A 26822-nucleotide genomic window follows, 5' to 3' on the forward strand; every position below is an offset into this window, starting at 1 on the left:
ATAGCATAATAGTAACAGGGGGAACGCTGGGACTCTTGACCATTACAGGGGCGATGGCCTCTTACGGTCTTGTAAGGTATAGCTTCCCCGGGAGGTCCCTCCTAGAGCGGCTTACAATATTTGCCCTGGCAATTCCGATACATGCTACCCTCATCCCAGTATTCAACTTCCTGGGAGACATGCATCTCAGGAATAATTATCTGGGCCTCATTTTGGTCTACACTGCTTTCTGGCTGCCATTTACGGTCCTTCTATTATACTCTTATTTCGTCTCCTTCCCGCGAGAGTTGGAAGAGGCGGCAAAAATCGATGGGCTCTCCGACTGGGGTGTTTTCTGGAAGATCGTCTTACCAATATCCAAAGGAGCATTAAGCAGCGTCTCTATAGTGAATTTCGTTGGGATATGGAGCGAATTGCTCTTCGGATTCTTGATAATGAATAGAGAACAGATGAAGACCATTACAGTTGGCGTCCTTTCCTTCCGGGGGCAATACGAGGTGGAATGGGGCATTATGTTTGCGACAATGGCTATCGCCGTTCTCCCCACGCTTTTGTTCTTCATCATTTTTCAAAAACGGATTACAAAGGGCATGCTTCTCGGTATCTATAAATAACCAAGGTCGCCAACATCTTGGCCCAGAGGCCCCTATCAGCCACCATAGTGGGCCACCTTTTTTCGAACTGGCCCCACCTGATAAGGGGTACTGGCGGGAGGGAAAAAGATCAAGCCCTGTGTCAGGCCACGCACGGGTATAAGGCGGGAAGGAGGAAGAGAAACTATGAAGCCTAAAGAGCGAGTCATGCGCATCTTAAACCACCAGGAAGCTGATCGTGTACCTATTGATTTCTGGGCTGCGGACGAAGTGTGGGACGAACTCATGAGCCACCTGCGGGTCTCCAATAGAGAGGATCTCTTACGGGAATTGCACGTGGATTTCCGCTTCCCTTCTGCTTGTTTCAGCGATCTCATGCCGGCACAGACTTATCCGGACGGTAGTTTTGAAGACTCGTGGGGAGTGAGGAGAAAAGGCCCTTTTGGCGGTATCCCAATAGAGCACCCACTGGCGGGGGCAATATCTGTGGAAGATATTGAGAAATACAGCTGGCCAAACCCGGATAATATTGATTATGATGGATTTGTCCGGGAATGCGAACAGTATAGCGACTATGCTATTTACGGCGGTGCTTGGAGCCCCTTCTTCTATGTGGCATGTGAACTAATGGGTATGGATAATCTATTTGTGAATATGGTAGAGGCGCCAGAGGTGGTACATGCTCTTCTGGACAAGACTTGTGGTTTTTACCTGGAGGTCTCCCGGCGGATGTTTGAAAAAGCCAGGAATAAAATGGATATATTTTTTATGGGGGAAGATTTCGGCACACAAAACGGACTAATCATGAGCAGGGATATGTGGAGGATATTCATTGCTCCCCGGCTAAAAAGCCTCTTCGAGCAGGCAAAATTATACGGTTATAAAGTGATGCTACATTCCTGTGGAAGTGTCCGCGACCTGATCCCGGATCTTATAGAAATGGGGCTGGATGGTTTGGATCCCATCCAGGTGCGGGCACGGGGAATGAATATCGAGGAGCTAAAACAAGAGTATGGATCGGTGCTAACCTTTAGAGGCTCCATAGATACCCAACAAACCTTACCTTACGGGACGCCCGAGGATGTGAAGCGAGAAGTTATCGACCGGATATGCAAAATTGCCCCGGGCGGGGGGTTTATTTTAAACTCGAGCCAGAACCTCTTGCCTGAGATCCCCCTTGAAAACATTATCACCATGTACCGGACGGCATATGAATACGGGCATTACGATAGTTTAGGGCAGCGAAAAACGGCCTGAAGGCAGGTAACCAAGGGAATGACGCTGGGGGCGCTCAAATGACGCCATGACGGTGGAGGTATCAATGCCGGTGGTGGTATCAAAAGTAATATCGAAAAAGGATAAGCAAATCCTGAGAGAGCTTGTCGAGAAGGTGGCGGAGATAGCGGCCCTGCCCGTTCAGCAGGAGAAGGCCGGGATGTGGAAGCGGCTCAACGGGCTTGAAAGGGTCAAGCCCATGATCTGGATCAACGAGATCCCGTGGCATGAGATGGATGTAAATGGCGAACTGGAGCTCAAGACCGAGGATGAGTTTTGCCGCATGCTGGAGACGGGGCTCCGACAGACGATCTACCAGTGGGAGCATATGAGGGGAGATATGGTCGTGGAGCCGAAGATCTACTGCCCCCTCGTCATCTATGATACCGGTTTCGGGATCTCCGAGGATGTGGATATTGTAAGGACCGACGAGAAGAGTTCCATCATCTCGCGGCATTTTCACCCTCAAATACAAGAAGAAAAGGATATCGAGAAGATAAAGATGCCCGAGGTCGTCTATGATGCGGAGGCGACCGAACACAATTACCAGCAGATGGTTGATATCTTCGATGGCATCCTCACGGTGGAGAAACGGGGCGTGCCCGGTTTCTGGTTTGCGCCGTGGGATGAGTTGATCCGGTGGTGGGGGGTCCAGGAGGCCATGATGGACCTCGTATTGCGCCCGGAACTGGTCCACAAGGCTATGGACCGGCTGGTAGAGGCCTACCTTCGCCGCTTGGACCAGTATGAGGAACTGAACCTCCTGTCACTGAACAACAACAATACCCGCATAGGCTCCGGCGGCTACGGTTATACAGACGAGTTACCCCAGCCCGGCCATGACCCGGCCCACATCAAAGCGGCCGACCTGTGGGGGTGCGCTGCAGCCCAGATATTCTCCGAGGTTTCCCCGGAGATGCATGAGGAGTTTGCCCTCAAGTATGAGATCCGGTGGTTGAAGAGGTTTGGACTGAACTATTACGGCTGTTGTGAGCCGCTCCATAAGAAGATAGGTATACTCAAGCAGATACCGAATTTAAGAAAGATATCCATGAGCCCCTGGGTGAATGTAGAAGAAGGAGCTGCCAACATAGGGAACAAGTATGTGTTTTCATATAAACCCAGCCCTGCAATCTTTGCGGCGGATGCGTGGGATCTCGAGGCGGCCCGCGCACAGCTGGTGAGCGCCCTGGAAAAGACAAGAGGCTGCGTGGTGGAGGTTATTATGAAGGATATCAGCACAGTCCGCTACCAGCCGCAGCGCCTGTGGGAATGGACCGAGATGGCCGCTCAGGTGACGGAGGATTTTGCTTAGAGGCGCGCCTGCCCAGCAAACATGAGAAAGGGGGAACAGCTATGAGCTATGAGAGAGGGCTCAAAGCCCTGAACCTCGAGATGACCGAGAAAATACCTCACACCGAGTACCTGGATCATCCCGGATATGTCCGGCTCAAGACGGGGTTTGACCTGAACCCGGATGACCCGGACGAATTCCGGCTCGCCAACGCCGCGATTGCAAAGGTCATGGATTACGACCTTTTCTGGAATATATTTGAACGTCCAATCACCCGGGGTCGCATTACGAAAATGGGAAGGGCCTACTTTCACGAGAACCAGGGCCCGGACTACGAGGTTTACTGCCCCTTCAAGACCGTTGAGGACGTTCTGAATTTCGACCCCGTGGCCGAATACGGGATCCCGGACGTGGATATCACTGCTAAGATATTCCAGCAACACTATGTGGAAAACCAGGCGCTCTACGATTCCATGGTCTACACGGGCGGGCGGTACCACACGCTATTCAGCGCCTGCATACGGACCTTTGGATGGGAGATGTTTCTCGCCGGCGCCGGGGCGGAGTATGAGCGCTTTGACAGGGTGTTGGAGGGGTTTTACGAAATCTCCATGGCCGAGGTGAAGGCGTGGGCGAAGACGGGCATCAAGGCATATATCTGCCATGATGACATCGTATGGAGCTCCGGCCCTGTCTTCCACCCCGACTGGTACCGGAAGTACATCTTCCCAAGGTACAAAAAGTTATGGGCCCCGCTGAAGGAAGCCGGGATCAAGGTGCTTTATTGCTCCGACGGCAACTTCGACGCATTCGTGGACGACATCGCCGGGGCGGGGGCCGATGGCTTCATCTTTGAACCCATCACCTCCCTGGAGCGTATCGCGGAGAAATACCGCAAGTCGAAGGTAATGGTGGGCAATATTGACTGCCGGATACTCACCAGCGGCACCAAGGAGGAGATCAGGGCTGAGGTGAAGCGCTGCGCTGATATAGGCAGGGACTGCCCCGGGTATTTCTTCGCTGTGGGCAATCACATCCCCGCTAATGTACCCATCGAGAATATAGAGATCTACCTCGATGCGCTCGACGAATTCGGAAGACGGTCTTAAATTGGGTAAGTTTTAGCATAATTTAGCATAAGTCCTGGGGTTACTCGGGTAAGGGCTGAGTTCAGGTTCCCCGCTGACAGACTGCCGCAAAGCGATGGACCCACATTTCGGTATCAGGTGGTATAATAGGCATATAAAGTAAAGGGGGAGAATTCATGTCCGCCCTGATTGAGACTAAAGCAGTGGTCCTTTTTCAAGGGGATAGCATTACAGATACTGGCCGCAACCGGGAAAATGATGATCTGGGCCAGGGGTATGCGATGTGTTCAAGTTGGTCGAAAACAGACAGAAAGAGGGTGTTTCGATGACCTCCTACGAAAGGCTCATTTCCGCGATCGAGTTCCGGACGGCTGATCGCATTCCAGTGTTCCCGCTGGTAATGCGCTTTGCGGCCAGGTTTGCGGGCATGACATACAGGGATTACATGATGAGCGGGGATAAGCTTGCCGAGGCCCAGATCACCTGCCGGGAGAGATTCGGGTATGACGCCGTGACCGTATGTTCGGATGCCTACCGGGAATCAGATGCCCTCGGAGCCGTCATTGACTACCCGGAGGAGGATGCGGCCCGGCCGGTGAGGTGTGCGCTGCACTCGAAGGAGGTGCTCGACCGCCTCGAGGTGCCTGATCCTTTGAAGGGGCACCGCATGCGGGAGCGGGTGGAGGCGGTACGCCAGTTGAAGAAGCATTATGGCGGGAAGGTTCCATCTTTCGGGTGGGTTGAGGCACCCTTCTCGGGCGCTGCATATATGCGGGGCGTGGAGCAGTTCTTGATCGACCTCTACGAAGACCCCGGTTTCGCCACAAAAGCCATCGAGTTTGCATATGAAACCGAGCTCCGCTTTGCCCTGGCCCAGGTCGATGCGGGGGCCGACATGATCGGGGCTGGAGACGCTGCGGCTTCCCTGTTATCCCCGCCACTCTACGAGAGATATGCCCTCCCCTATGCGGCGAGAATGTTCCGGGAGCTGAAATCAAGGGGCGTCCACATCAAGTACCATATCTGCGGGGATACCAACCACCTCCTGCGAGCGATGGCCCGCCTGGGTGCAGATATCATCAACCTGGACTTCATGGTGGACCTGAAGGCGGCAAGGGAGGCGTTTGGCCCTTCGACGGCCATAAAGGGCAACGTAAACCCGGTCATGGTCGAGAGCCTCTCCCCGTCGGAGTTGATATCGAGATTGCAGGAATGCGCCGGGCAAGCCGGCCGGCTGGGGTATATCATCAGCCCTGGCTGTGAGGTTACCCCCGATACCCCTTATGAAAATATGGATGCTATGATTGAGACTGCGTTTAAGATCCAATATTAGCCAGCATTGAGTCCAGCATCGAGTTGATGCGTATGAGACGTTTGATTTTCCAGACCGGGCATAACTTGCTCTAACTCTAAGCACATAAAGCAGACATAGTCGAAGACATTGTTCCCCTCCATCCTCACCGACCTCTTCAACCGTATAGGGGTCGATGTCAGCTTCGGGGGCTATGGCTTGAAGCAGGAACAGGTCGAGGATTTCTGTGAGCTAGTTTATAACAGCTTCCAGCTGGACTTAAAAGGCCATCCAAAACCAGTATCTAAGAAGGACCTTGTGGAGATCATGGAGAAATGTATGTGAAGTGGTAGCGTAGATGTAACGTAGATATTAGCAACTCAGACATCAGTAGTTCAGAAACAGAATAAGCGCTACCAGGTTATGGTTCTCCAGGTTTGTTATGATCAATAGTAATAGTCCGGACGGTTATAGCGTGATTGGCCTATACCATATGAGAAAGAGAAAACCATGCGGGAGACTGGATAGACATCGGGATCTCCAGCTGCAAGCTGGCCGCCCTTCCTGTTGGTCGGGTTAAATTATGACCCGGTCCCCAGCCAGCCGAGCCCTGTCAGACTTCTACCGGATCCCCAACCAAACCCGATCAAAATTCAGTCAGTAGTATATCCGAATCTATCTCATACATCCTCTTCCAACCTCCTCCAACAGCTTCGCGATTTCGCTCTCAGGATCGACCGGGTCGACAGGTAATTCCGGAGGAATTTTGGATATCATCTTCTTCAACGTCAAATCATCCCTAGTAACTACGATGACTTTGATATTCTTCTCCATACTTAAACCGAGTTTAATTAAATCCCTCTTCCTCCTCTCCTTGAAAGCCTGTTTATCGGGATACATCTCGGTCGGCCCGTAATGCTGGTCTCCGTTGAACTCGAAAGCCACACCCGCGAGGTAGTACCTATCATATTCGAGGGGCTGACCCGTATCCGGATTTCGCAGGAACTGAGGACGAGCATTATCTATGTAGTTGTCGTCGGGAATCAGGAAATCTAAGAACCGCTTCATGACCGTTTCCGCTCTATGGCCTGACATATCCAGGTTGTGCTTGATCCGCATAATATAGGCCTTCTCAACTTCTTTGGGCATGGTCGGGATGATTGCACTCCGGCCGGATTGCCTGATGGTTTTTACCCAGCCTGCTTGTTCCAATTCTCGATAATACCGCCGTATGGCGCATCTGGATTTTTTGGTAAGCCTAACGAGTTCGCCTAATGAGCGAGGACGGGCTATAGAGATAACTACATATACATATTTTGCCTGGAGGGATAGGTCCTCCTGAAAAAAGAGTTCAGGTGGGATATAGGGGCTTCTTATCAATTTCCTATACCTCCGTTATTTGGTATCTTATCATGATTTGGGAGCGAGTCTATCTATTTCAATCCATATTTTACCATATACATCATAAAATTTGCAACTAAATACTGGGTATAAATCAGTTTTTTGTTAAATTCAGTTATTAGTCGCATGATCGCTCATAAGAACTAACACAGTCAAAATTTAGACGGGTCTAACAACGAACCCGGCCTAATTTTAGCCATGTCTGGCGATGAAGCCGGTCAAAATCGAGACCGGTACCCGGTCAAAATTAAGCCCGGGCTTCCCCCGAAGCTGGTCAGAATTTAACCGGGTTTCCCAGCCAACCCGGTCAAGATTTAGCCGGATCCGGTACCAAATCCGGCACCAGGAGCATCCTCATATTGTAATTTAATTGGGTAATTTAAGATAATTCTGCGAAATTCGAGATTGGAAGCATAGAAATCAGTCAATCCGAATTATCACCCCTCGTTTCCTCGATTCCTTCTGCATCCTCTGCGCAGATAATAGAATCATCAAAACTGGCGCAAACTGTCTTGCCCGGGTGGACGACCAGCACCTTATCCTCATTAAATTCCCCGTTAAGGAGTTTCTCGAGCAGCACCCGGTCCCCCGGGAGTTCGTCATAGTGCCACCCGAGAAACTCCGCGCATTCCCTGGTATATCTCCTGTAAAAATCCGACCGCGGGAAGCCCCAGTCTATATAGGTCGCGTAGTTGTATTCCTTGAACCAGCCCTGCTCCATTTGCATAAGATAATCGGCGTTATCCTTGCCGTACATCTCCACGTACCTGTCGTATATCCTCCTGTACCTCTCCTCCCCCGGCTGGAGGGTCCTCTCGATCCAGCCCGCCGAGTACCAGTAAACCCCCCGGTGGGAGTCGAAATATTCCTTGTATCTCTCCTTTGACCCCAGCAGCAATGTAATACAATCGTGCGCCCTCGGGATCACAATGGGAATCTTCTCGCTGGTAAGGCCAACTATGCCGTTACTGCACAGGCCATACCCGAGGACAATGAAGTCGTATCCAAACAGATTGAAATCCTTCATGCTGGCCTTTTCCAGGTAGTTAAGCTTATAACCTCTATTGGCTGCGTCAATCTCATCCTGCAGCGCCCTTCTCAATTTGTCGGGCTCATTGTGAAGCCCCTGGGGCAGGAATCTGACATCCACGAAATGCCTCGATTGGCTGCTCAGCATGGAAATCTCACGGTTGAGCACGTCACAGGCTATGACCTTTATGTGCATCACAATTACCCCCTGCTCCCTTCGTTGGGGCCGCGCGCCTCTCACGCGCCCGCTTTGTTCCATGACACTATCGCTCGCTGGCCGGGGGCGGGATAGAGTGAACCGCCCCATACATATCACGTAGCATACATATCATGTGGCAAAATACTCCGCGTGGGAGGTAAGCAAGTAGGCCTGCTCGCTCACCTCCTCCAGAATACCTTGCGAAGCACGCACACCCAGCCAATACCTGGTAGTGTATGGCAGCAGTACAGTGGCATATGGTGGTATATCGTGGTACATGGTAGTATTATGCTATGTGTGCAGCAAGCAATTTGGCACCACTATGCCCACGGCTGCATGACGATTCGCAAGCCCTGCCCGGCCTTGGCCATGGCGAAGCCCTCAGCTATCCTGTCGAGCGGGAGCGTGGCCGAGACAAACTTCTTCGCAGGGAACACGCCGCTCGCCACGAGCTTGTGCGCCGTGTCGTAAGCCGCCCTGGGAGCCCCGAACGACCCGAACACGCCGATCTCGCTATAATGAATGAGGTTGACATCCATCTCGACCCTGCTGCGGTCCTTGGGAAAACCGGCAAACAGCAACACGCGACCGCGCTTCTTGACCATCTTCATGGCCTGCTCGATAACCTGCGTGACAGAGCACGCGACGATGGCCACATCGGCTCCGGCTCCACCGGTTGCCTCGCGAACGGCCTCGACAGGATCGACCTTGCTGGAATTGAACGCAAGGTTGACGCCGAACTCCGATGCGAACTTCAACCGGTCATCCACCACATCCATGATGATGACCTTTGCGGCGCCCTCCAGCTTGGAGATGATCGAATGAATATACCCGAGCGGCCCTGCACCTATGATCGCAACGGTCTCACCGAGCTTTATGTGGAGGTTTTCATGCCCGTTGATCGCCGCCGCCACTGGCTCGGTTACAGCCGCCTCGGGGAAGCTCAGGTCATCCGGGATCTTATACACCCCGCCCGCCCTGACTATCGACGGCGGGATGGCAATATACTGCGCAAACGCGCCAGGGTAATAGTAGCCGATGGCCTTGGTCTCGGGGCAGAGGCTCGCCCGGCCGGCCTTGCAATACTCGCATTTCCCGCACCCGTCCGTAGGGTCTACATTGACGCGATCGCCGACCTTCAGGTCCACATCGGGGAGGCCCTTTATATCCTCCACAACGCCGGCGAATTCATGACCCGTGGTCCACGGGAATTTAACCTTGCTGTGGCCGAAGTTGAATATCCTCACATCCGTCCCACAAATGGCACATGCTTCTACCCTGAGCAGCAACCCGCCACCCTCTATAGACGGCTTCGGAACCTCTCTAACCTCGACCTTACCTATATCTGTTATGACAGCGGCCTTCATTATATTCTACCCCTCCTCTAGTTTGATGCCCGCAAGTTATTCACCCTTCTTGCGCATGGCGCGGACCTTCTCGAGGCCTGCAGCAACGAGCCTGCCCAGCTCCTCGTCCATTGAGATCTCGCTGACCTCCCTGAGCACCCCTTCAACCCCGATCTCGGCGACCTTCTTTGCCAGCTCCACCGCCTGGGCATCAGACGGGGCATCGTAAAAAAGCGCCGCGGCGATGCCAGTCGCGATATCATCCGGGACTATCCCGAATTTCATGGCCATCCGCGCCGGCCGTACCAGCCTGTCGCTTGGCCCCAGCTTGCGAAGGGGCTCGCGGCCCAGCCTCGATATCGGGTCCTTCATGTCCGCGTTGGCGAACCGCCGCAGGGCCCGCGCAGTATAGACCCTCTGCTCCTCAGCATCAAAACCATGCTGCGCGACGAGGAGCCTGCTCGTTTCATCGAGAGCCCCTTCCACGATCGCCCTCGTCTCGGGGTCGCGCATGGACTCGTGGATGAATTCGTAGCCCTTCAAGTATCCCGTATAGGCCGCTACGGCGTGCCCCGTGTTAACGACGAATACCTTGCGCTCCACATAGGCGTCGATATCGTCCACAAAATGGACGCCCTTCACGTCCGGCACCCCGCCCACGAGGCCCAGCTTGTGAATGTAAAATTCCTCGTTGGATTCAGTGAAAACCGTGAGAGGATCCTCGCCCTCGATGGGCTGCAAGATCGTCGGGGCGATCGTCCCGATCTGCGCCTCGGGGAAACCCACGTTTTCCTCGACGAAGCGCCTGCATTCAGGCGAGCACCCCTCGAGGATATAGCCCCTCAGCACTGAGGAGGCTCTTGGAATGTTCTCGCAGGCGACGATATTCAGGGGTTTCCGGCCGGCAGCCCCGGCGCCTACTCCCGCCCCGGCGCCTGCGCCTACACTCACGTCTATCCCCTTTGCGCGCAACTCCAGGCCCTCGCGAATCAACGGCACCACTGCCTTGACAGCCGTGGGCCCGACAGATGTCGTGACGATGTCGGCCACAGCCACTGCCCGGGCGATCTCGTCCCTGTGATCCACATCGGTCACCCGGAACCCCTCGACGTGATAGATGTGCGGGTCATCACCTATAGTCTTGACCGTATATGCCCTCTTGTTGCTTAGCGCCTCCACCAGCTCTTTATTGGCATCCACGAAGAGCACATCGTAGCCGGACTGGATAAAAAGACGCCCGACCAGGCCCCGGCCTATTTTGCCGGCGCCAAATTGAACAGATGATTTCACAGATCTCCGCTCCCCCTCGCGCCTTGCGCTATAGATAACATAACATGCCCATATCCCTACCCCTACCCCGCGAGTGCCGCCACAAGCGCCGCCCCGCGGGCGGATATCCCAGAGGACCCCGCGCCCGAGGCCAGGGGTGTCAGAGATGCCCAGGGCTATAGGGCTATACTAACCAAGTTACATTGTAGACTCTACAGACTCTCGAGGAACGCCTCGTATTCTTCAGCGCCCATCAGGTCGTCCAGCTCAGCCGGGTCGCTCAGCTCGATCTGGGCAAGCCACCCTTCTCCGTAAGGGTCGGAATTCACTGTATCCGGGGCATCAACAAGGGAATCATTAATCTTCGTAACCTTGCCGCTAACCGGCGCATATACAGTGCTAGCCGTCTTCATACAATCGAGCGATCCGAGCTCGCCGCCCTTCTCGATCTCGGAGTCCAGGAGCGGGAGCTCCACAGCGAGCACCTCGCCCAGCTGGTTCTGGGCATAATCGGTGATACCTAGCGTTGCCGTAGTCCCATCTACTTTCACCCATACATGGTCTTTAGAATACTTAATATCCCTCGGATTCATTATCTCGATTTCGCCTCCGTTCCGCATTTAGCCTAAAAATCACCCGGTTATCTCCAGACGACCTTTTCCATTGCCTATAGCGCTCTATAGCGCTGCATCACAACATAAATGCCTAATGTCTAATGTTCAACGAATACCTAATGAATGTCTACTCTGATCTATTCCGGAACCTCAACCGCCACCGCATAGGCCCCGCCGCTCCCAAAACACATCGTGACTATCCCGTAGCGGTGGCCATACTGCTTCATAGCGTTGAGAAGCGTAACAAGAAGCCTGCAGCCGCTGGCGCCCAGCGGGTGGCCCAGCGCCACAGCCCCACCGTGGACATTCACCTTCATCTCCGCAAATTCCTTCTCAAATATCGGTATTTGCAGGCCGAAGGCCTCATTAGCCTCTACTATCGCCGGGTCAAACCTGCGCCCCGCACTTATGAGCGCAGCTCGCAGCTCCCTGACGGCATCAACCGGCGCCGTCAGGAAGTCCTCGGCGGCGCAATTTACCACTGAGTAGCCGTGAATCAGTCCCACAGGCTTTATGCCGAGATCTCTCGCCTTCTCCTCCGAGAGCATCACGATGGCCGCCCCGCCATCTGCAGGGTTCGAGGAATTATATGCGGACGCAGGGTCGCCTTTGCCGGCCTCGCGCAGCTGGGCCTGCACGTCCTCAGGCACCAGGTCATCCGAATCGTATCCATCGACCGGCACTATCTCGTCCTTGAAGCGCCCCTCGTCCGTAGCTTTGCGGGCCTTCATATAGCTTCCCCCGGCGGCCTCGTCCACTTCCTCCGCCTTTATGCCCATTTTACTGGCATAGATAACAGCGTACTCCTTCATGAACTTCTTGTCGGGCGGCCAGTAAAGCCCATCGTAGCGCGTGGACTCCTTGGTCTGGACCTCCCGGGTCTTGATCTTGCGCTCGAGGTCCGGCTCCATCGGGATCAACTTATAGCCCGCCAGCTTGCACTGGAACCGCGAGCCATCCTTCTTGATGGCATCTATCAAATATGGGCTCGTACTGCAGGACTCCATCCCACCGGCCACCGCAACGCTGGCCATGCCGAGCTCTATAGCATTCGCGCAGTCGGCGATCGCTGCCAGCGCGGAACCGCAAACGCTGTTCATGGACCTGCAGACGGTTGTCTTGCTCAGGCCCGCGGCATCTGATGCCTGTTTAGCCGGGCCCTGGCCGAGGCCGGCCGAGACTACATTTCCCATCACGACGAGCTCAACGGCAGCAGGGTCCACCTGAGACCGCTCAACCGCCGCCTCGATGGCCGCAGTCCCCAGCTCAACCGCGGAGCGCTTCCCCAAAATCCCGTTAAACCGCCCAATCGGCGTCCGAGCCCCTCCTGCTATGGTCACCGGGGCCTTCAATATCTTATACACGCCCTGAGTACACCGACCTTTCTAATCAAGTTGATCTGAGTCGCATCTCTCGATAATCCAAGCAGTACCTGGCGCCTGGCGCTAGACGGCGCGAGATGCCAGACACCAGATACCGGATACCAGACGCCAAATACCCGGCGCCGGTGCCAGACGCCGGACGCCATGCGCCTACTTGCCAAGCATCCGGAGCGCCACGCGCGCCACCTTTTCGGGGCTCGGCGTATGCTCCTCCTCCAGGGTCCGCGCCATCGGCGGCGGGACCTCATGAGCTGCCACAACCTCCACCGGCGCCTTAAGATGCGCAAGAGCCCTGTTCTGTATCTCATATGCTATATGCTCGCCGAAGCACCCCGTCTTTGGAGCCTGCGACAGCACCATGGCCCGGCCCGTCTTCTTCACGGAATCAACGATCGTATCAATATCAAGGGGCACGAGCGTCCTCGGGTCTACCAGTTCAACGCTCACACCCTGCCCCGCGAGGATCTCCGCTGCCCGCTCCGCAACCCTCGCCATGTATGAATAGGCTACTATTGTGATATCCGTTCCCTCGCGCCGGATGGCCGCCTGGCCAAGGGGAATCGTATATTCCTCCTCGGGGACGCGCCCTTTCTCTGTGTAGAGGAGCTGGTGCTCTATGAACAGCACCGGATTATCGTCGCGTATGGCGGCCTTGAGAAGCCCCTTGACATCATAAGCAGTTGAAGGAGCAACGACCTTTATGCCTGGGAATTGGGTCACCACCGCCTCCAGGCTCTGCGAATGCTGGCCGGCATAGCCCTTGCCGCCACCCACCGTAGTCCTTATAACTAGCGCGGCCTTTGGCTTGCCCGCAAACATGTATCTCGTCTTGGCGACCTGGTTGCCAACCTGGTCCATGGCCTGCAGTATAAAGTCTATATACATTATCTCGGCTACGGGCCGCAGCCCCGTCATGGCCATCCCCAGGGCGGAGCCTACGATAGCAGCCTCCGAGATGGCGGTGTTGTAAACCCTTTCCCCTCCAAATATATCATAGAGGCCATGGGTCACCTGGAACGCCCCGCCATAGGCCGCGACATCCTCGCCGAAGAGAACGACCCTCTTATCCCGGATCATCTCCTCCATGAGCGCCTCAAACACGGCGTTTCTGTAGAGAATCTCTCCATCCTTGTTGCGCGGGAATCTGCGCACCTTATCCGCGTTATACTCCACCGACCTGTAGCTTTCGGGGAGATCCTCGCTCGAGGTGTCGGCCCAGAGCCCCTCGTAGATTGTCTTTGGATCGGGATCCTCGGCCGCCGCGGCCTTGATGGACGCCTCCCTCACCATGGCCTCGACCGCGCCATCGAGGGACGTGATCTGATCTGCGCTCGCAACATCAGCATCGATGAGCTCCTGCTTGAACCGTTCTATCGCGTCCTGAGCCTTCCAGGCCGCGACCTCCTCAGGGCTCCTGTACTTGCTCCCGTCATCGCTGAGCGAGTGGCCCATATAGCGGTATGTCGCGCACTCGAGAAAGACGGGCCCCTCACCGGCGAGCGCCTTGGCCTTGGCCCTCTTCACGGCGTCGCGCACCGCAAGGGCATCCATGCCGCAGACGACCTCGGCATTCATATTCTTGAGATTGAAACCCGCCGCCCTCCGCGCCAGGTAATCGAGCCCGGTCACCTCGCCGATGGCCTGGCCCGTCATGCCATACTGGTTATTCTCTATGATGTAGACCACGGGGGTTCCGCGCTTGAACTGGGACATGCACGCCATGTTCAGGGACTCCAGGACCACGCCGTTGTTCAATGCGCCGTCACCGAGCAGGCACAGCACTACCTTCCTCCCGCCCTGCTTATCCACTGATATCGCAGCGCCCGTTGCGATAGCCGAGCTGCCGCCCACGATGGCGTTTGCACCCAGGTGCCCGACGTGGAAGTCAGCTATGTGCATGCCTCCGCCCCTGCCGCGACAGTAGCCGTCTTCCTTGCCAAATAGCTCAGCAAAAGTGCGGTAGATATGAACCTCGATGGCCTGCTGCAGGAGGGTGGCTCTAGAATTCCCGCAGCAGCTGCACGTCGCTCCCGGCGTTTGAACTCCCCTGCCCCCCACGTCTTCGATGAATTTCCGAAGTTCTTCATCGCTCATCTCGAATAGCGCGAAGAACCCCTTGGCGATCGAGTGGCCATGTCCCCTATGCGTGCTCGTTATGTAATCTTGCTTCGTTATGGCGGATATGGCGCCGACCGCGACCGCCTCCTGGCCGATGGACAGGTGGGTTGCACCTATAAACTTGAAGCCCTCCCTTGGGCTGAACTTACCTGCCTTCATCTTTACGATCGTATCCTCGAAATGGCGGATCATGAGCATGACCTTCAACATAGTCATAGCATCCTGGGGTGAGATTTCTCCTGCGCGGATCTCATCCAGGAGATGACGATCGTAGAGGAACTTGGGTATTCTCCCGAGCTCAATCTCGCCCTTCTCAAATACCGGCAACACATCTATAGCCTTTACCAACCTAAACGCCTCCTCATTCTAGCCAACAGGCATGCCTAATAAACGCGCTCAAATAAACGCGCCTTTTCCAGGTGTGATCCAGTCGCCATTTAGACATATAGACATATGGAGGCGATTCAATCGCCAGCTGTGTCCTTTTATGTCCGAGATGAGTCCATTTATGTCCTCATCAAAGTCATTATTCAACACCCAGAGGCGCTTTCCTGCCGAGACGAGGAAAAATAATATAAAAAATATCGGGCAGCTGAATCTAGACCACGATCCATATCCCTACAGCCGCCAGCAGCCCCATGAGCCCTCCGAAGTAGAATGTCGCCTGGGGACCGAAGACATTCCAGAGGAGCCCCGCCAGCAGGGATGCAGGGAGGAGCCCTATCCCGACCAGGGTGGCGTGGAGGCCGATTGTGGTCGCCCTGAGCTCGCCGGGTGCGATGTCAGCGACCAGGGCCTTCTCCACGCCCTCGGTGAGCGCTATGTAGAACCCGTATGCCACAAAGAGGGCCCATATGTGCCAGCGCGCGCTCGCGAGGGCAAACCCCACATATACCAGACCATACATTGCATAGCCTGCAACGAGGAGCGACTTTCGCCCGATCTTATCCGAAAGGCGACCCGCCGGGTAGGAGAGCAAGGAATACGCCACGTTATATGCGAAGTATATGAGGAGCACACTCGCGGGGTTGAAACCCAGGTTTCTGGCACGAAGCAGGAGGAATTGATTTGAGGAGTTGCCGAGCGCAAACAGGAATACCACGACGAGAAAGCCCTTGAGGCGCCTGTCCAGCTTCGACCAGTTGATCCACCCACCCACCTGCTCAGGCCCTCGCTCCGCCAGCGCTTCCCGCGCTTTCCCTGCTTCCCTTTCTTCCCGTGCCTCGCGTGCAAAAAATAGCGCGCACACCCCGAGGGTAGCGGGAACCATTGCCCAGAGGAAGACCTTAGAGAAATCGCCTTTATAGGCCGTCATAAAGTAGTACGCTAGGAGCACTCCGAGGGCTGCCCCGAGGGTATCGAGGGCGCGGTGGAGGCCATATGCCCGCCCCCTCGTAGACGGGTCCGACGAATCGGCGATGAGGGCATCACGGGGCGCGGTCCTTACCCCCTTGCCGAACCTGTCTATAATCCTCGCTAGCAGGACCATGGGCCACGATCCGGCGAGATAGAGGACGATCTTGCCTATCGTGGAAGAGCCATATCCCAAAATGGCAAGGGGTTTTCTCCTTCCAAACCTATCCGATACATAGCCCGAGAAGACCTTCAAGAGGCTCGCAAGGCTCTCCGCTATGCCCTCTATCAAGCCCACTATGGCAGGGCTCGCACCGAGGCGCGTCGTCAAAAAGAGCGGGAGCAGCGGGTAAACCATCTCCGTGCTCACGTCCGTGAGAAGGCTAACAATGCCGAGAATGATGATGTTGAACACATCTTAACCCTCCTTCTTAACCCTCCTATCTTGGGGCGTTCTTTGAGCGTTCAAGTCCTCAATGTTCCAGATCAGCCCGCCTGAATACCTCGGCCTCAAACTCATGCATCCTCGCCTTACATTCCCCCAGTTTCTTACCTACCACTTCCCCAAGGTCCGCGCCAAAGAAATCCCGGGCCCTGGCCTTTTCAACCCACCGCTCAATGTAAGCGAGGTCCCCCTCATTTTCCTCTATTTCCGCAAAGGTAAACTTCTCCCTCGCGGCCTCTTGGGTGAGCTCGTCCAGTAAACCCTTGCACTGCTCGAGGATCTCCCGGTATTCCTGGTTGCTCTGAGCCCTGAACCTCTCAACCAGGTCCTCATCTCCCTCCCTGGACTCCGTGGAAGCCAAAAAGGGGAAAGCCTCGCCGCCGAGCGTCATTATCTCACGGGAGAGTTCGGATACGGAGGCGCGAAGGTCAGCTATATCCGGAAACAAACACACGGCCTGCTGGATGTAAAGCCCGCCCAGCTCGCGCACCCTCCTCCACACCCTGACTCGCGCGGTGGAAGGTTCGACAGGCGTCTTGTAGATAAGAATTAGCCATCGTATATTCTCCTTGAGGGAATCAGCCCCTTCCATGCAGCTATGCTCCTCCTCATCGTCACCATTTAATCCATTTCTTACCTGCCTAAAAGAACGCAACATCTGTTGCAACGCAATTTTATTGTAACAGATGTTGCATAAAAACTCAAGTCCCATTCCATGTTCATTTCGCTGCTTTTCTGCCTCGGCTTAGGTTAAGAGTTTATATCCGGGTGTTTACCCACAAGTTTCCAAGATATATGCCGTAAATTATCTTACCATCTGCGATTTCCTTCAACAGCGTCAGAACATCTGGGAGCAAAGTGATTTTTTCGCATTCAGATATTGAGAGAAAAGCTGGCATATCTAGTCTCTCGTCAGGGAAAGACCATTCTGGTTTTCTAACCTCTCCTCTTAATCTCCTCGCCTCAAAAAAGAAATTTATAATATGCCGTTCGCCATCAGGCCAGATGGTCTCCCCAAGAAACAGTAATGGGCCGATCTCTACTTCAAGGCCAGTCTCTTCGAGCGTTTCCCTCCGTGCACATTCCACAAGAGTCTCTCCTTGCCTGACCTCGCCGCCCGGCAGAACCCAATATTCCATGTCTATGTTGGTATCTGTCATTACGGGGTAGACGTCACGCCCTCTGGCCAATACATTATGGCGGACGAGTAGGAACTTCCCATCCTCAATTAATACGACCCCAGACCTTACTTTAAGCATGTCAGCCTTTCCCTCCTTGTCGCATGTTCACCTTTTCCTAGCCACAATGCTCATAGTGAGACAATCAATTCATCGAGAGTTCTCTCCTCACGATAAAGAGCAGCGGCACCGAGAGCACTTCCAGTATGACAGAAAATAAGCATTTCCCCTCCTGGCTGTGCTGCTCGTCAATGCCTTTCACACTCACTTTCGTACCCTCCTCAAGTTTTGTTCCAGCATATCCTTGGAAATCCAATAGGGTATCCGACCGCTGCCAGCAAAGCGTTCAACAGCTTTCAGCCACGTCACCTGTTCTTCTCCTTTAGGCTCAGCGGCGAAACGGTAATCTTTCTTGCGGAAATACTCCCTGAATCCCTCACGGAGGTCAGCCATCCTCTGAAGGTAATCTTGAGCAAGGAACGCTGCCGTCTCGGGCGACGCATATGTGAGAACCATGGCGAAATGCTCTAAGCAGAGCCCTTCAGACTGAGTAAACAGCGCTCTCCCAACGGGTTCCTGTAACATCTCAACTAGTAGTTTTGACGCAAAGGTTTCGGCATCTTGCAGAGTTTGGCAAAGCGGGCAGGGTTCCTTGCGTTCAAAGTTGTGTACAGCCCTGACATACCTACACCTCATTCTCCCCTTGATGAAGCGGCCAAGACCTCTCCGCCAGCCTCTGCTGTCAGAAGAGGAGTTCGTCTGCCCTCCTTCTTTTGCTTCTCGAGAGCAAGCCAGTGCTACAGAAAGCAGTTCCCTCAGCTTAACCTCAGCCGAACTGACAAGGAATTCATACGTGAAACTTACCCTTTCACCTGCTATCCTAGCTACTTCCCAAGCATGGTACTGGCAAAATCCCCCGTGGCTGAGTCGTTCCAAGAGGGGTGGCTCTCCATAGGTTTCGATTACAAACCACTTATAAAATATATCGGAAGCCTCACGAACTAACCTACAAACGGGACACCCGGACTCTTGCAGGGCCTTACGCAAACGCCCCTCTATCATTATTAGTAATCCCCCTGCCTATAAGATTTCCCCTGCGTTCATTCATTCTCATCCCGCGCCCCATTAATCGCTCCCACTCCACCAAAGATCGCTGGCCTTCACTGTATTTATTTATCGACTATCGACCATTGATCCGACCCGATTCTATAGAGCCCCCAGACAGGCTATCAATGTCAACGAGGTTAAGATTAACGATCTCCTTTGTGACAAGGCTAGATCACCTCGATTTCGTCCTCAACTCTCTATATGAAAAGTTGTTAACAGGCTTACGGCCACCACGGCACAAGCAGCGCCGAAATAAAATGGCGCAGAAGGTGAAATCTTATCCCATAAATATCCTGCCAAGACGCTAGCCGGCAGGGCTACCAGGCCCAGGGACGCATTATATAATCCAAAAGCCGTGCCTCTATGGGCCTCATCTACGATATGGGCAACCATAGATTTCGCCACGCCCTCAGTGGACGCGTAGTAAACCCCGTAAAGGGCATATAGAGCCCAAATATGCCATGGCGCCCTCGCCAGGGCAAACCCCAGGTATACCAGGCCATAGATAAGCCAGCCTAACCTTATTACGTGAGCGCGTCCTATCTTATCTGAGAGCATGCCGGCTGGCACAGATAGAAGTGCGTAAAAGAGATTAAACAGCGCAATTATGATGGGGATAGTAGCGGTCTTAATTCCGACGTTTTGTGCCCGTAGAATAAGAAAGGCGTCGCTGGAATTACCAAGGGTGAATATCAACATCACAATAAAAAACAGCAGAAATCTCCCCTTGAGCAAGGAAAAATCCAGGGTGAATTTGCCGGAGTTCGTCCCGGCCTTGGGCCGCTCCTTAACATAGAGGCCCGTCAACAATATCGTGGCAAAGGCGACGATGCCTGAGATCACGAAGATTATTTTAAATCTGCCGCTATCCACGCGCCCCATCAAGAGTTTAAGCAGGCCGAAGGTTATCAACGGGCCCAAAAATGACCCCAGGGTATCCAACATACGCTGATAACCAAAGGAAAAGCCCATCCTCTTTACTGACGATGACTTGGCTACCAAAGCGTCCCTCGGGGCATCCTTCATTCCCTTGCCGACAGCATCCACCAACCTGAACCCTAAAGCCTCCCCCCCTCTGGTTGTGATCGATAGGAGCAAGCGACCTATTGCCGAAAGCAAGTAACCGATAAAAACCAGGCTCTTTCTCTTGCCGATGCTATCTGAGATGATACCCGATAGTATCTTAAAGATACTTACTGCGGTGGTTACACTGCCCTCGATCAGGCCGATTAATTCTTTATTAAGGCCCAGTACCTGAGAGTAAAACGCAGGCAAAATAGGCTGAATCATATCCTGGCTTAATCCGCCGAAGAACGCAACCCAGCCGAGCACAACTACATTTCTATTTACGACTTTTACCTCTTTTACCTCTGTCTCGTTCTCCACCATGCTTTCTCACTGCCTTTCATCTCTTACATTGCCCGGTCCTTGCATTGCCCAGGGGTTTCCCATCCCTTTCCCATCCCAATGAACCATCCAAGCTCCCTTTTGTCGAGTTTTCCAAATCTTTTTTCAAAATCGCATCTGCCATTCTACGTACCACGATAAACCGGTGTTTCCGGGCATCCCTCACGGCACGAATCGCGTCCGTTGAACCTATCCTTCCAAGGGCAATTACTGCCTCGGCAGCGACATATGCGTCGCCATTCTCCAAGCGCTCGATCAGCGACGGCACGGCCCGAGGGTCGCCAATCCGTCCGAGGAGATGGGCGGCTCGTCGAGCAGTAGCCCCATCGGGAGAAGCAAGGGCCAGGATTAGCTTTTCCACATATGTACTCGACTTATCAATCGCCCAACCGCAGTGCGGACAGACTGTAACATTTTCGGAAACGATCTTCCAGCACTTCGGGCAAAAATAGGTGACCATGATGAAGTCTCCCTTATTCTTCTTTGCCAACAGATTCTAGATTCTTCTGTAATGACGTCTAGATCCCTGAGGATGCCCATTCTTCAATGGACAGAAAGAACTTTCTACACTCCTCTGCCCGTCCATATTGGCTCTCTAACGTTGAAAGTGCCCGCCTTACTTCTTCCTCGCTTTTATCCTTTTGGGAGATGGCGTAGTCGAGAGCCTGGCGGATCGCCTGAACCGTGGCCTCTACCTTCTCCTCAAAAGAGTATTTGAAGTTGAGGAAGCTCTTGTTAGTACGTTCTTGAAAGTCCCAGCGCACGCGGCCGCAGTTCCGATCTACCTCTCCCTGAGCGTCCCTCAGAGCCTGATTGATCACCAGCCTGTGTCCAATGGATTTGGGCAGGAGAGCCGAAAGGGAAGATGGTTCCACGGCGAGAGTCACGCGTTCCTTGCCGAACTTATAATAAAAACTGCTCTCCGAGGTGAGGGATTCTACCTCCACAAATCCCTCCAGCCTGATGTCGAAGAGCCCTGCGGATAACTCCCTGATGCGCCTGATCACCTCATTTACCTGCGTGGCAAATCTTTGGAGGATTCGGTCGAAGGAGGCGGCTATCTTGGCCTCCTCTTGTATTCTCCAGGCGTCGAAGGCGTCGGTAAGGGTTTCGATAACGAAAACCTCGATTCCCTTTGCAAGCGCCTTTGCCGAAAGGCCTTTCTTGTCTTTCGCGAAAGCAGAGATCCTCCCCCTGAGCAAAGAGGTTTGAGTGGCCTTAAAAACCTCAAGGTCCTCTTCGACCGTCTTGATCAGCCGCCCCATCTCGCCCTGGAGGATATGCAGGGCATCTTCTTTCTCTTGAAGTATCTGGGTGAGTTGTCCTTCAAATGCCGCTATCTTATCCTGAAGCTCCTTTACTGGCATCTCCACTGCTCTTCGCTCAAGCTGTAATAGCCCTTTGAGTTCCGATATTGCGTCCTTCCCGCGGCGTGCAGCCGCAGCAAGGGCGATCTTGCCCCTGCCAGCAGTTAGAAATTCCGAAAGCTCCCTCTCTAGGTGCAGAAGCCCGCTCCTTTCCAACGCTTCGGGATTTCCCGTTAGCCTGGCTTCAAGGGCAAGCTTGGCTGCGAGCGGGTAGACCTTTATCCCGTTCTTGCCAAGGGATGCCTCGATAGCACCTTGGGAGAAGGCAAGGGATTCCTCTCTGTCCCTGTCGTTCAAGTAATCCACCTTATTCAGCACAAAGAAGATCTTTGGGACGTATTCCTTGATTTCCTTGAGGTACTCCCCCTCTGCCTCGCTCAAGGGAGGGTCCACCGCCAGGACAAAGATCGCAGCATCTGCGCTGGGCAAAAAGTTATATGCGACCTCCGTATTATGGCGATATAAAGACCCAACCCCCGGGGTATCTACGAGGACCACCCCATCAGCAAGGTACGAAGAGGGATGGGCTATCTCCACATACTTGACCCCTTTTGCGTTATTGGGATTTTCCCGTTCTGTGATATAAAGGGGCAACTCATCGATGGAGATTCCCCTGCTCGTTTCATTATTAAAGAAGACAGTAGCCTTAATATCTGGGCCGTAGCGTATCATGGTGATTATCGAGGTCAGCGGAACCACTGCCGTAGGTAAGAGCTCCGCCCCCAAAAGGGCATTAATTAGCGTGGTTTTGCCCCGCTTGAATTGCCCCAAAACTACCAGGTGAAACCGATTTGATTCAAGCCTTTCAATGGCTTCCGCCAGCCTCTTTTCGATCCCCGCATTTGCCATCTCGCGGGCCAGAGAAGCTGCCGCCCTGAGGTTATCAAGGGCAAGTTTTCTCATATCAGCATAGGTTGCAAGCATCAAACGCACCTCCGTGGCTCAGTCACCTCGAAGATTTGCTCAATCACCTCAAAGAGTCTTATCCCTTACCACCAGCACTGAACAATGGGCATATCGCACAATGGCCTCGGAGGCGCTGCCGAGGATGTAACGGACAACCCCGCTCCTGCCCCGCGCTCCAACAACTATCAGATCACAGTCTTCTTCCTCGGCAAAACGGGCCAGGGCATCCGCCGGGTGTCCTGGCACTACCCGGGTTTCAAGGGCAATACCTCTTTCTGAGGCCGCCTCCCTAGCCTCGCTAAGCGCCTTGTCGTAGAAACTGTGTGCGTCCTCCAGCGCCCCGTTCACCTCATCACGGGTATCGGCGAATTCCGGAATATGAGCCACTGATACGGCATAGACTTTGGAATGATACCTTTGAGCCAAATCCAGAGCCACAGCCAGGGCCCTCTTGGCATGTTGTGAACCGTCATAGGCCAGCAGGATTTTTGTAAACATGGATATAAACCTCTCTTTCATTTGTCGTAATTTGCCTTTTTACATCTTTTTGTCGTGGCTATTCTACTTGACTCTGTTTACTCGCCTGATCCCCCAATGCTTGGTCCCTTGGTTCCGAGGCTCTCTCAGGCATATCTGCGTCCGGATCCGGCCTGAAGAACGCCTGTGCAATCATGGTTGGCACTATCGCACTCAGGATCACGACTGTTACAAGAATGGTGTATTGATTCCTGGTGATTATGCCATGCGTGAGACCGAAGAGCGACGAGATTGTGCCAAAGGTGAGCCCGGTGGACATAAGAAGTGTGGTGTACATGCCCTCCCTAGGCACGAACTTAAAGAACCTGGCCGTGGGCCATACCCCGATGAATTTGGTTGCCATCTTTACAAGCAAGGCCACTATGATAACCCCTGCTGCTGCGGCGACCTCCGGCAGCGAAACGAAAAGTCCCGCTTTTAGAAAGTAAAAGGGGGTAAAGAAGGCGAACGCCATGCTACGCATTCGAAAGAGCAAATTTCTTTCTTGGAGAAAGAACCCGGCGACGCCGAGCCCCAGGAGATAGGCTGGCAGCACGGCCTCGCTGTTAGCCATGGTCGCGAGTCCGCCCAGGAGAAAGAGCAGGAAGAAAAGATACTTGACCTCAAGCTGACTCACCCTGTTGCCATAGGCCTTAAAGAACCATCGTGTGAAACGGGGAAGAAAAGCCAGGACCAGGGTGGTAACTCCAACAAACAGGAGCATCCAGGCATTGAAATTTGCAAAAAGGAGTCCGAGGGCTACAACTGTACCAAGGTCATTAATGAAGCAGGCAGCCAGGATGATCTTGCCGATCTCGCTCTCGTTGAGCCCGGTCTCCACCATAACCGCATAGACCACGGCCACCGAGGTGGTGGAGAGGGCTATGCCGGCTATCTCGGCCGCCTGAAGCGTCCATCCAAGTATGTAATACGCATAGGCAAAAGCTCCAAGGAATGGGAGGATAAAGGCGATGATGCCAATAGACATGCTTTCCTTGAATTTTGACCGGAGCACCCTCGGGTCTACCTCAGCCCCTGCCAAAAAGGTGAGAAGGACGCTGCCAAAGCCCGCAAGGAAGTCCACCCATGGAGTCGTCGCAAGGCCTAAGAAGTTGCCGCCGATTACCCCTACCACGATCTCCACTAAAGATATGGATATGCCGGTCCATCCTGCGGCAAGGCCGCCCACCAGAGCAAGCCCGAGCCATAAACTCGCCGTAAGCCAGGTGTTGACCATAGATAATTTAACCCTCCGTTTCATTCTCACATTCGTTTTCCCAGGGATCACGGAGGGCTAATCTTGTTTGCGTTTTGCCGGCGCGCTACGGCGCGCTATACAGCGATGGCTTCGCGAGGCCCCGGAATGCGCCCTGCACCTTGGCTGCACCTGGCTTCTGCCCCCTTATTCCGAAGGGTTCTAAAGGCGAAACCGCAGCCTGGCCTCACGCCGTATAACACGTATAACAGTTCGGCGGGTAAATAAAAGCCCCTACCGATCTCCCTGACGTTCGATTTTGGTAGGAGCTATCAGCCGCAACATCTGGCAGTAGGCGAGCCCCATCGCCGGTTTTCATTTATTTGCTTCAAATAATGTTTACCATGTTACCATGACGTCTTCGTCCGGAATTGTTCCCCAAAGGAAGTGTATAATCTATAATCGTTTGGAATCGTTTGGTCGGGGATCATTCCTCAGGATGTAATTATACTTAACTAATATGTTAAGGTCAAGACGGACCCGATCAAGATTTTTAGGGTCATTCATTAGGGTCATTATTAGGGTCATTCGCTAAGAGTATTCATTAGGAACATTCATTCCAGGGATGGGGGCGTGCATTCCAGGGAGCCCAGCAAGCTTCTGGATCGCCCGTTCAACTGAGTCCTCCGTTCCATTCCAGGGCGCATCCGCAAAACGATAGTCGAACTTCTTTATAAACCACCCAAGCTCCCCTGACAGCCGCTCGAGGTTGGCGCGCAGGAGTCTGAGCACATCGGAGATTATCTCTTTATGACTATTGTGACTATCCGGATGACTGCCCGAGCGTGGGATGCCTCTTAGGCTATCTACGAAGATGAAAGTATGGGGGATGCAAAACCCCTTTGAACTCGCGAAAACCCTGCGGAATTCCGTTTCATCGCGATACATCCTGGCAATGAGCTGGCAATGCTGCCGAAGGAAGCCATCGATATGCTTGCAGGCAAGGCATTTACCAGGAGTGCTCAAAAGGGCTCCCAAGTCGAAGTCCGCGGGGAATTTTTCCGCACCATCGTTTCCCCTTGATGCAAATAACCCGCGCAAGAACTGATAACCACCCTCAGCGCCGCCCTTTAGGTGAACGACCGGGGACTTTGCAACCGACGAGAGCATGCCTCCAATGATGCTCTCAAGTGTTAATGCCAATCCCAAATTATCGTGGCGGTTCAGAAGCTTATAGAGGTGATCGTTGCAAAACCCGCTTTGAACCACCTTACTCCGGTATGAAGCATCCATCACGAGTTCCTCGAGGTAGCTAGCGAGGAAGGAGTCCTCTATCTGGGCTACAAGAATGCAGAGCGGACATTCTGTATCTTGTTGGAAAGCATCCCAGATGGGTATCGTCTCAAGCGCCTGTCGCATAAGCACTCCCTTTCTCATAATCAAAATAAATAGCTCCTACCACAGATTCTTGACCTGGTAGGAGCTATCAGCTGCTGTGCAGCGTAAGACTGCGAGCTCCATCGCGGGCTAACTCAATATAGCGCCATATACATTAATAAATATTTAGGTAAGGGAAGGGAACTAGCAACAATGGTACTGGTGCCGACGGTGGGAATCGAACCCACATGCCCCTTGCGGAGCGAGGGATTTTAAGTCCCTTGCGTCTGCCAATTCCGCCACGTCGGCACAAGAAAATAATGCTATCCTATCATACATGTTTATTATAACAGACCGAATAGCGCCGCGTCAACCCACTCACCGATGGGATTGTCATATCCCGCAAGATAGTGAGCATAGTGAGCGTGCAGGCACTTTACGGCCTCCGGGTTCGTCACGTCTTTTATGCCGGCGACCCCCGTCTCTGCCAGCGCTCGCAAGATCGAAGGGAACCTGCCCTCGAGCATCTCCCGGTCATCCGGGGTCAAAAGCTCCATCCGGGCCGACGCATAATGCCTGTGCGCCCTCAAAAGCCTCTCCCGGACCTCCCAGTTATCCCTGAGCATCCCCTTGATTCTGCCGATCCACCCCCCGGCCTCGAGATCCGCAACAGCCCTATTTAACCTGGGGCATGTCAACCAGAAGGTCGTCGGGAATATCGCGATACCCTTGCCGATGCCTCTATCATTCTTCACAGGAGCGAGAACCGGGTAGGTGGTTATTACCATTGGCATACCAAGCTTACAGCTCAACGCAACCCTGACCCTACCACGCGGCTCCCTACCAAGCTGGTGCTCGAGGATTCTCGAGAGGTCTTCACGCTTTTCAAACCTCACACCGCACACCGCAGTCCGTCTTTCACCCCTTAGTCCGTCTTTCGCCCCTTCACCGACTCTTCGACGCTTTTCTTCTTCGAACCTTTCGACTCCTCGACACCCCTTCGCCGGCCTATTCTTCATAGGCCTATTAAGGCAAAAAAGGCGCCTCCTTTATAGAGGTGCCCCGAATTGCT

24 protein-coding genes, 1 tRNA gene and 1 pseudogene are annotated in these 26822 nt (G+C 53.7%); 7 read left to right on the forward strand and 19 right to left on the reverse strand.

What is annotated here, in order from left to right; translation table 11 throughout:
- Window positions 1-35: 35 nt before the first annotated feature.
- From HPY71_09390 to HPY71_09420, 7 genes and pseudogenes are all read left to right on the forward strand, one after another.
- Window positions 36-614, forward strand: a complete 579-nt coding sequence (locus tag HPY71_09390; GenBank protein ID NPV53722.1) for a carbohydrate ABC transporter permease — start codon at window positions 36-38, stop codon at window positions 612-614.
- A gap of 315 nt (window positions 615-929) precedes the next feature.
- Window positions 930-1850 (forward strand): hypothetical protein, encoded by a 921-nt coding sequence (locus HPY71_09395; GenBank protein ID NPV53723.1) that lies wholly within the window; start codon window positions 930-932, stop codon window positions 1848-1850.
- Between the two features lie 46 nt (window positions 1851-1896).
- Entirely contained in the window at window positions 1897-3183 is a 1287-nt protein-coding gene (locus HPY71_09400; protein ID NPV53724.1) for a hypothetical protein, read from the forward strand.
- Window positions 3184-3224: 41 nt separating this feature from the next.
- Entirely contained in the window at window positions 3225-4271 is a 1047-nt protein-coding gene (locus HPY71_09405; protein NPV53725.1) for a hypothetical protein, read from the forward strand.
- 155 nt (window positions 4272-4426) lie between these two features.
- Window positions 4427-4528 (forward strand): annotated as a pseudogene (locus HPY71_09410) (GDSL family lipase).
- Between the two features lie 47 nt (window positions 4529-4575).
- On the forward strand, window positions 4576-5583 hold the full coding sequence (locus HPY71_09415) for a hypothetical protein (GenBank protein NPV53726.1): 1008 nt from the start codon (window positions 4576-4578) through the stop codon (window positions 5581-5583).
- Between the two features lie 108 nt (window positions 5584-5691).
- Complete coding sequence (locus tag HPY71_09420; protein NPV53727.1) at window positions 5692-5886, forward strand: hypothetical protein; 195 nt, start codon at window positions 5692-5694, stop codon at window positions 5884-5886.
- A gap of 330 nt (window positions 5887-6216) precedes the next feature.
- Here the strand turns inward: HPY71_09420 and HPY71_09425 are convergent, their stop codons facing one another.
- The 19 genes from HPY71_09425 to HPY71_09515 form a co-directional block, all read right to left on the reverse strand.
- A complete protein-coding gene (locus tag HPY71_09425) occupies window positions 6217-6921 on the reverse strand; it encodes a hypothetical protein (GenBank protein ID NPV53728.1) in 705 nt (234 codons plus the stop codon).
- A 445-nt stretch (window positions 6922-7366) separates the two neighbouring features.
- Window positions 7367-8170, reverse strand: coding sequence for a DUF1638 domain-containing protein (locus tag HPY71_09430; GenBank protein ID NPV53729.1), 804 nt, complete (start codon window positions 8168-8170; stop codon window positions 7367-7369).
- 320 nt (window positions 8171-8490) lie between these two features.
- The gene (locus HPY71_09435) at window positions 8491-9537 is read right to left on the reverse strand and encodes an alcohol dehydrogenase catalytic domain-containing protein (GenBank protein NPV53730.1); all 1047 of its coding nucleotides are present in this window, start codon (window positions 9535-9537) and stop codon (window positions 8491-8493) included.
- 36 nt (window positions 9538-9573) lie between these two features.
- Window positions 9574-10806 (reverse strand): mannitol-1-phosphate 5-dehydrogenase, encoded by a 1233-nt coding sequence (locus tag HPY71_09440; protein NPV53731.1) that lies wholly within the window; start codon window positions 10804-10806, stop codon window positions 9574-9576.
- A gap of 191 nt (window positions 10807-10997) precedes the next feature.
- Complete coding sequence (gene gcvH / locus HPY71_09445) at window positions 10998-11381, reverse strand: glycine cleavage system protein GcvH (GenBank protein NPV53732.1); 384 nt, start codon at window positions 11379-11381, stop codon at window positions 10998-11000.
- Between the two features lie 155 nt (window positions 11382-11536).
- Window positions 11537-12763 (reverse strand): thiolase family protein, encoded by a 1227-nt coding sequence (locus tag HPY71_09450; protein ID NPV53733.1) that lies wholly within the window; start codon window positions 12761-12763, stop codon window positions 11537-11539.
- Window positions 12764-12931: 168 nt separating this feature from the next.
- Window positions 12932-15247, reverse strand: coding sequence for a pyruvate dehydrogenase (locus tag HPY71_09455; GenBank protein ID NPV53734.1), 2316 nt, complete (start codon window positions 15245-15247; stop codon window positions 12932-12934).
- 250 nt (window positions 15248-15497) lie between these two features.
- Complete coding sequence (locus HPY71_09460; GenBank protein NPV53735.1) at window positions 15498-16667, reverse strand: MFS transporter; 1170 nt, start codon at window positions 16665-16667, stop codon at window positions 15498-15500.
- A 58-nt stretch (window positions 16668-16725) separates the two neighbouring features.
- Window positions 16726-17289 carry a hypothetical protein gene (locus HPY71_09465; protein ID NPV53736.1) on the reverse strand — a complete coding sequence of 188 codons (564 nt, stop codon included), beginning with the start codon at window positions 17287-17289 and terminating at the stop codon, window positions 16726-16728.
- A 166-nt stretch (window positions 17290-17455) separates the two neighbouring features.
- Complete coding sequence (locus HPY71_09470; protein ID NPV53737.1) at window positions 17456-17956, reverse strand: NUDIX hydrolase; 501 nt, start codon at window positions 17954-17956, stop codon at window positions 17456-17458.
- Window positions 17957-18139: 183 nt separating this feature from the next.
- Window positions 18140-18937, reverse strand: a complete 798-nt coding sequence (locus HPY71_09475) for a hypothetical protein (protein ID NPV53738.1) — start codon at window positions 18935-18937, stop codon at window positions 18140-18142.
- Between the two features lie 234 nt (window positions 18938-19171).
- Window positions 19172-20371 (reverse strand): MFS transporter, encoded by a 1200-nt coding sequence (locus HPY71_09480; protein NPV53739.1) that lies wholly within the window; start codon window positions 20369-20371, stop codon window positions 19172-19174.
- A gap of 16 nt (window positions 20372-20387) precedes the next feature.
- The gene (locus HPY71_09485) at window positions 20388-20879 is read right to left on the reverse strand and encodes a hypothetical protein (protein ID NPV53740.1); all 492 of its coding nucleotides are present in this window, start codon (window positions 20877-20879) and stop codon (window positions 20388-20390) included.
- A 28-nt stretch (window positions 20880-20907) separates the two neighbouring features.
- Window positions 20908-22680 (reverse strand): hypothetical protein, encoded by a 1773-nt coding sequence (locus HPY71_09490; protein NPV53741.1) that lies wholly within the window; start codon window positions 22678-22680, stop codon window positions 20908-20910.
- Between the two features lie 48 nt (window positions 22681-22728).
- A complete protein-coding gene (locus HPY71_09495) occupies window positions 22729-23160 on the reverse strand; it encodes a universal stress protein (protein ID NPV53742.1) in 432 nt (143 codons plus the stop codon).
- Window positions 23161-23218: 58 nt separating this feature from the next.
- Window positions 23219-24415 carry a cation:proton antiporter gene (locus tag HPY71_09500; protein ID NPV53743.1) on the reverse strand — a complete coding sequence of 399 codons (1197 nt, stop codon included), beginning with the start codon at window positions 24413-24415 and terminating at the stop codon, window positions 23219-23221.
- A gap of 549 nt (window positions 24416-24964) precedes the next feature.
- Window positions 24965-25816 (reverse strand): hypothetical protein, encoded by an 852-nt coding sequence (locus HPY71_09505; GenBank protein ID NPV53744.1) that lies wholly within the window; start codon window positions 25814-25816, stop codon window positions 24965-24967.
- Window positions 25817-25970: 154 nt separating this feature from the next.
- Window positions 25971-26059 (reverse strand) — tRNA-Leu (locus HPY71_09510).
- A gap of 35 nt (window positions 26060-26094) precedes the next feature.
- Window positions 26095-26769 carry a DUF501 domain-containing protein gene (locus HPY71_09515; protein NPV53745.1) on the reverse strand — a complete coding sequence of 225 codons (675 nt, stop codon included), beginning with the start codon at window positions 26767-26769 and terminating at the stop codon, window positions 26095-26097.
- Window positions 26770-26822 lie beyond the last annotated feature (53 nt).

The organism is Bacillota bacterium, assembly GCA_013178125.1.
Taxonomy (GTDB): domain Bacteria; phylum Bacillota; class SHA-98; order Ch115; family JABLXJ01; genus JABLXL01.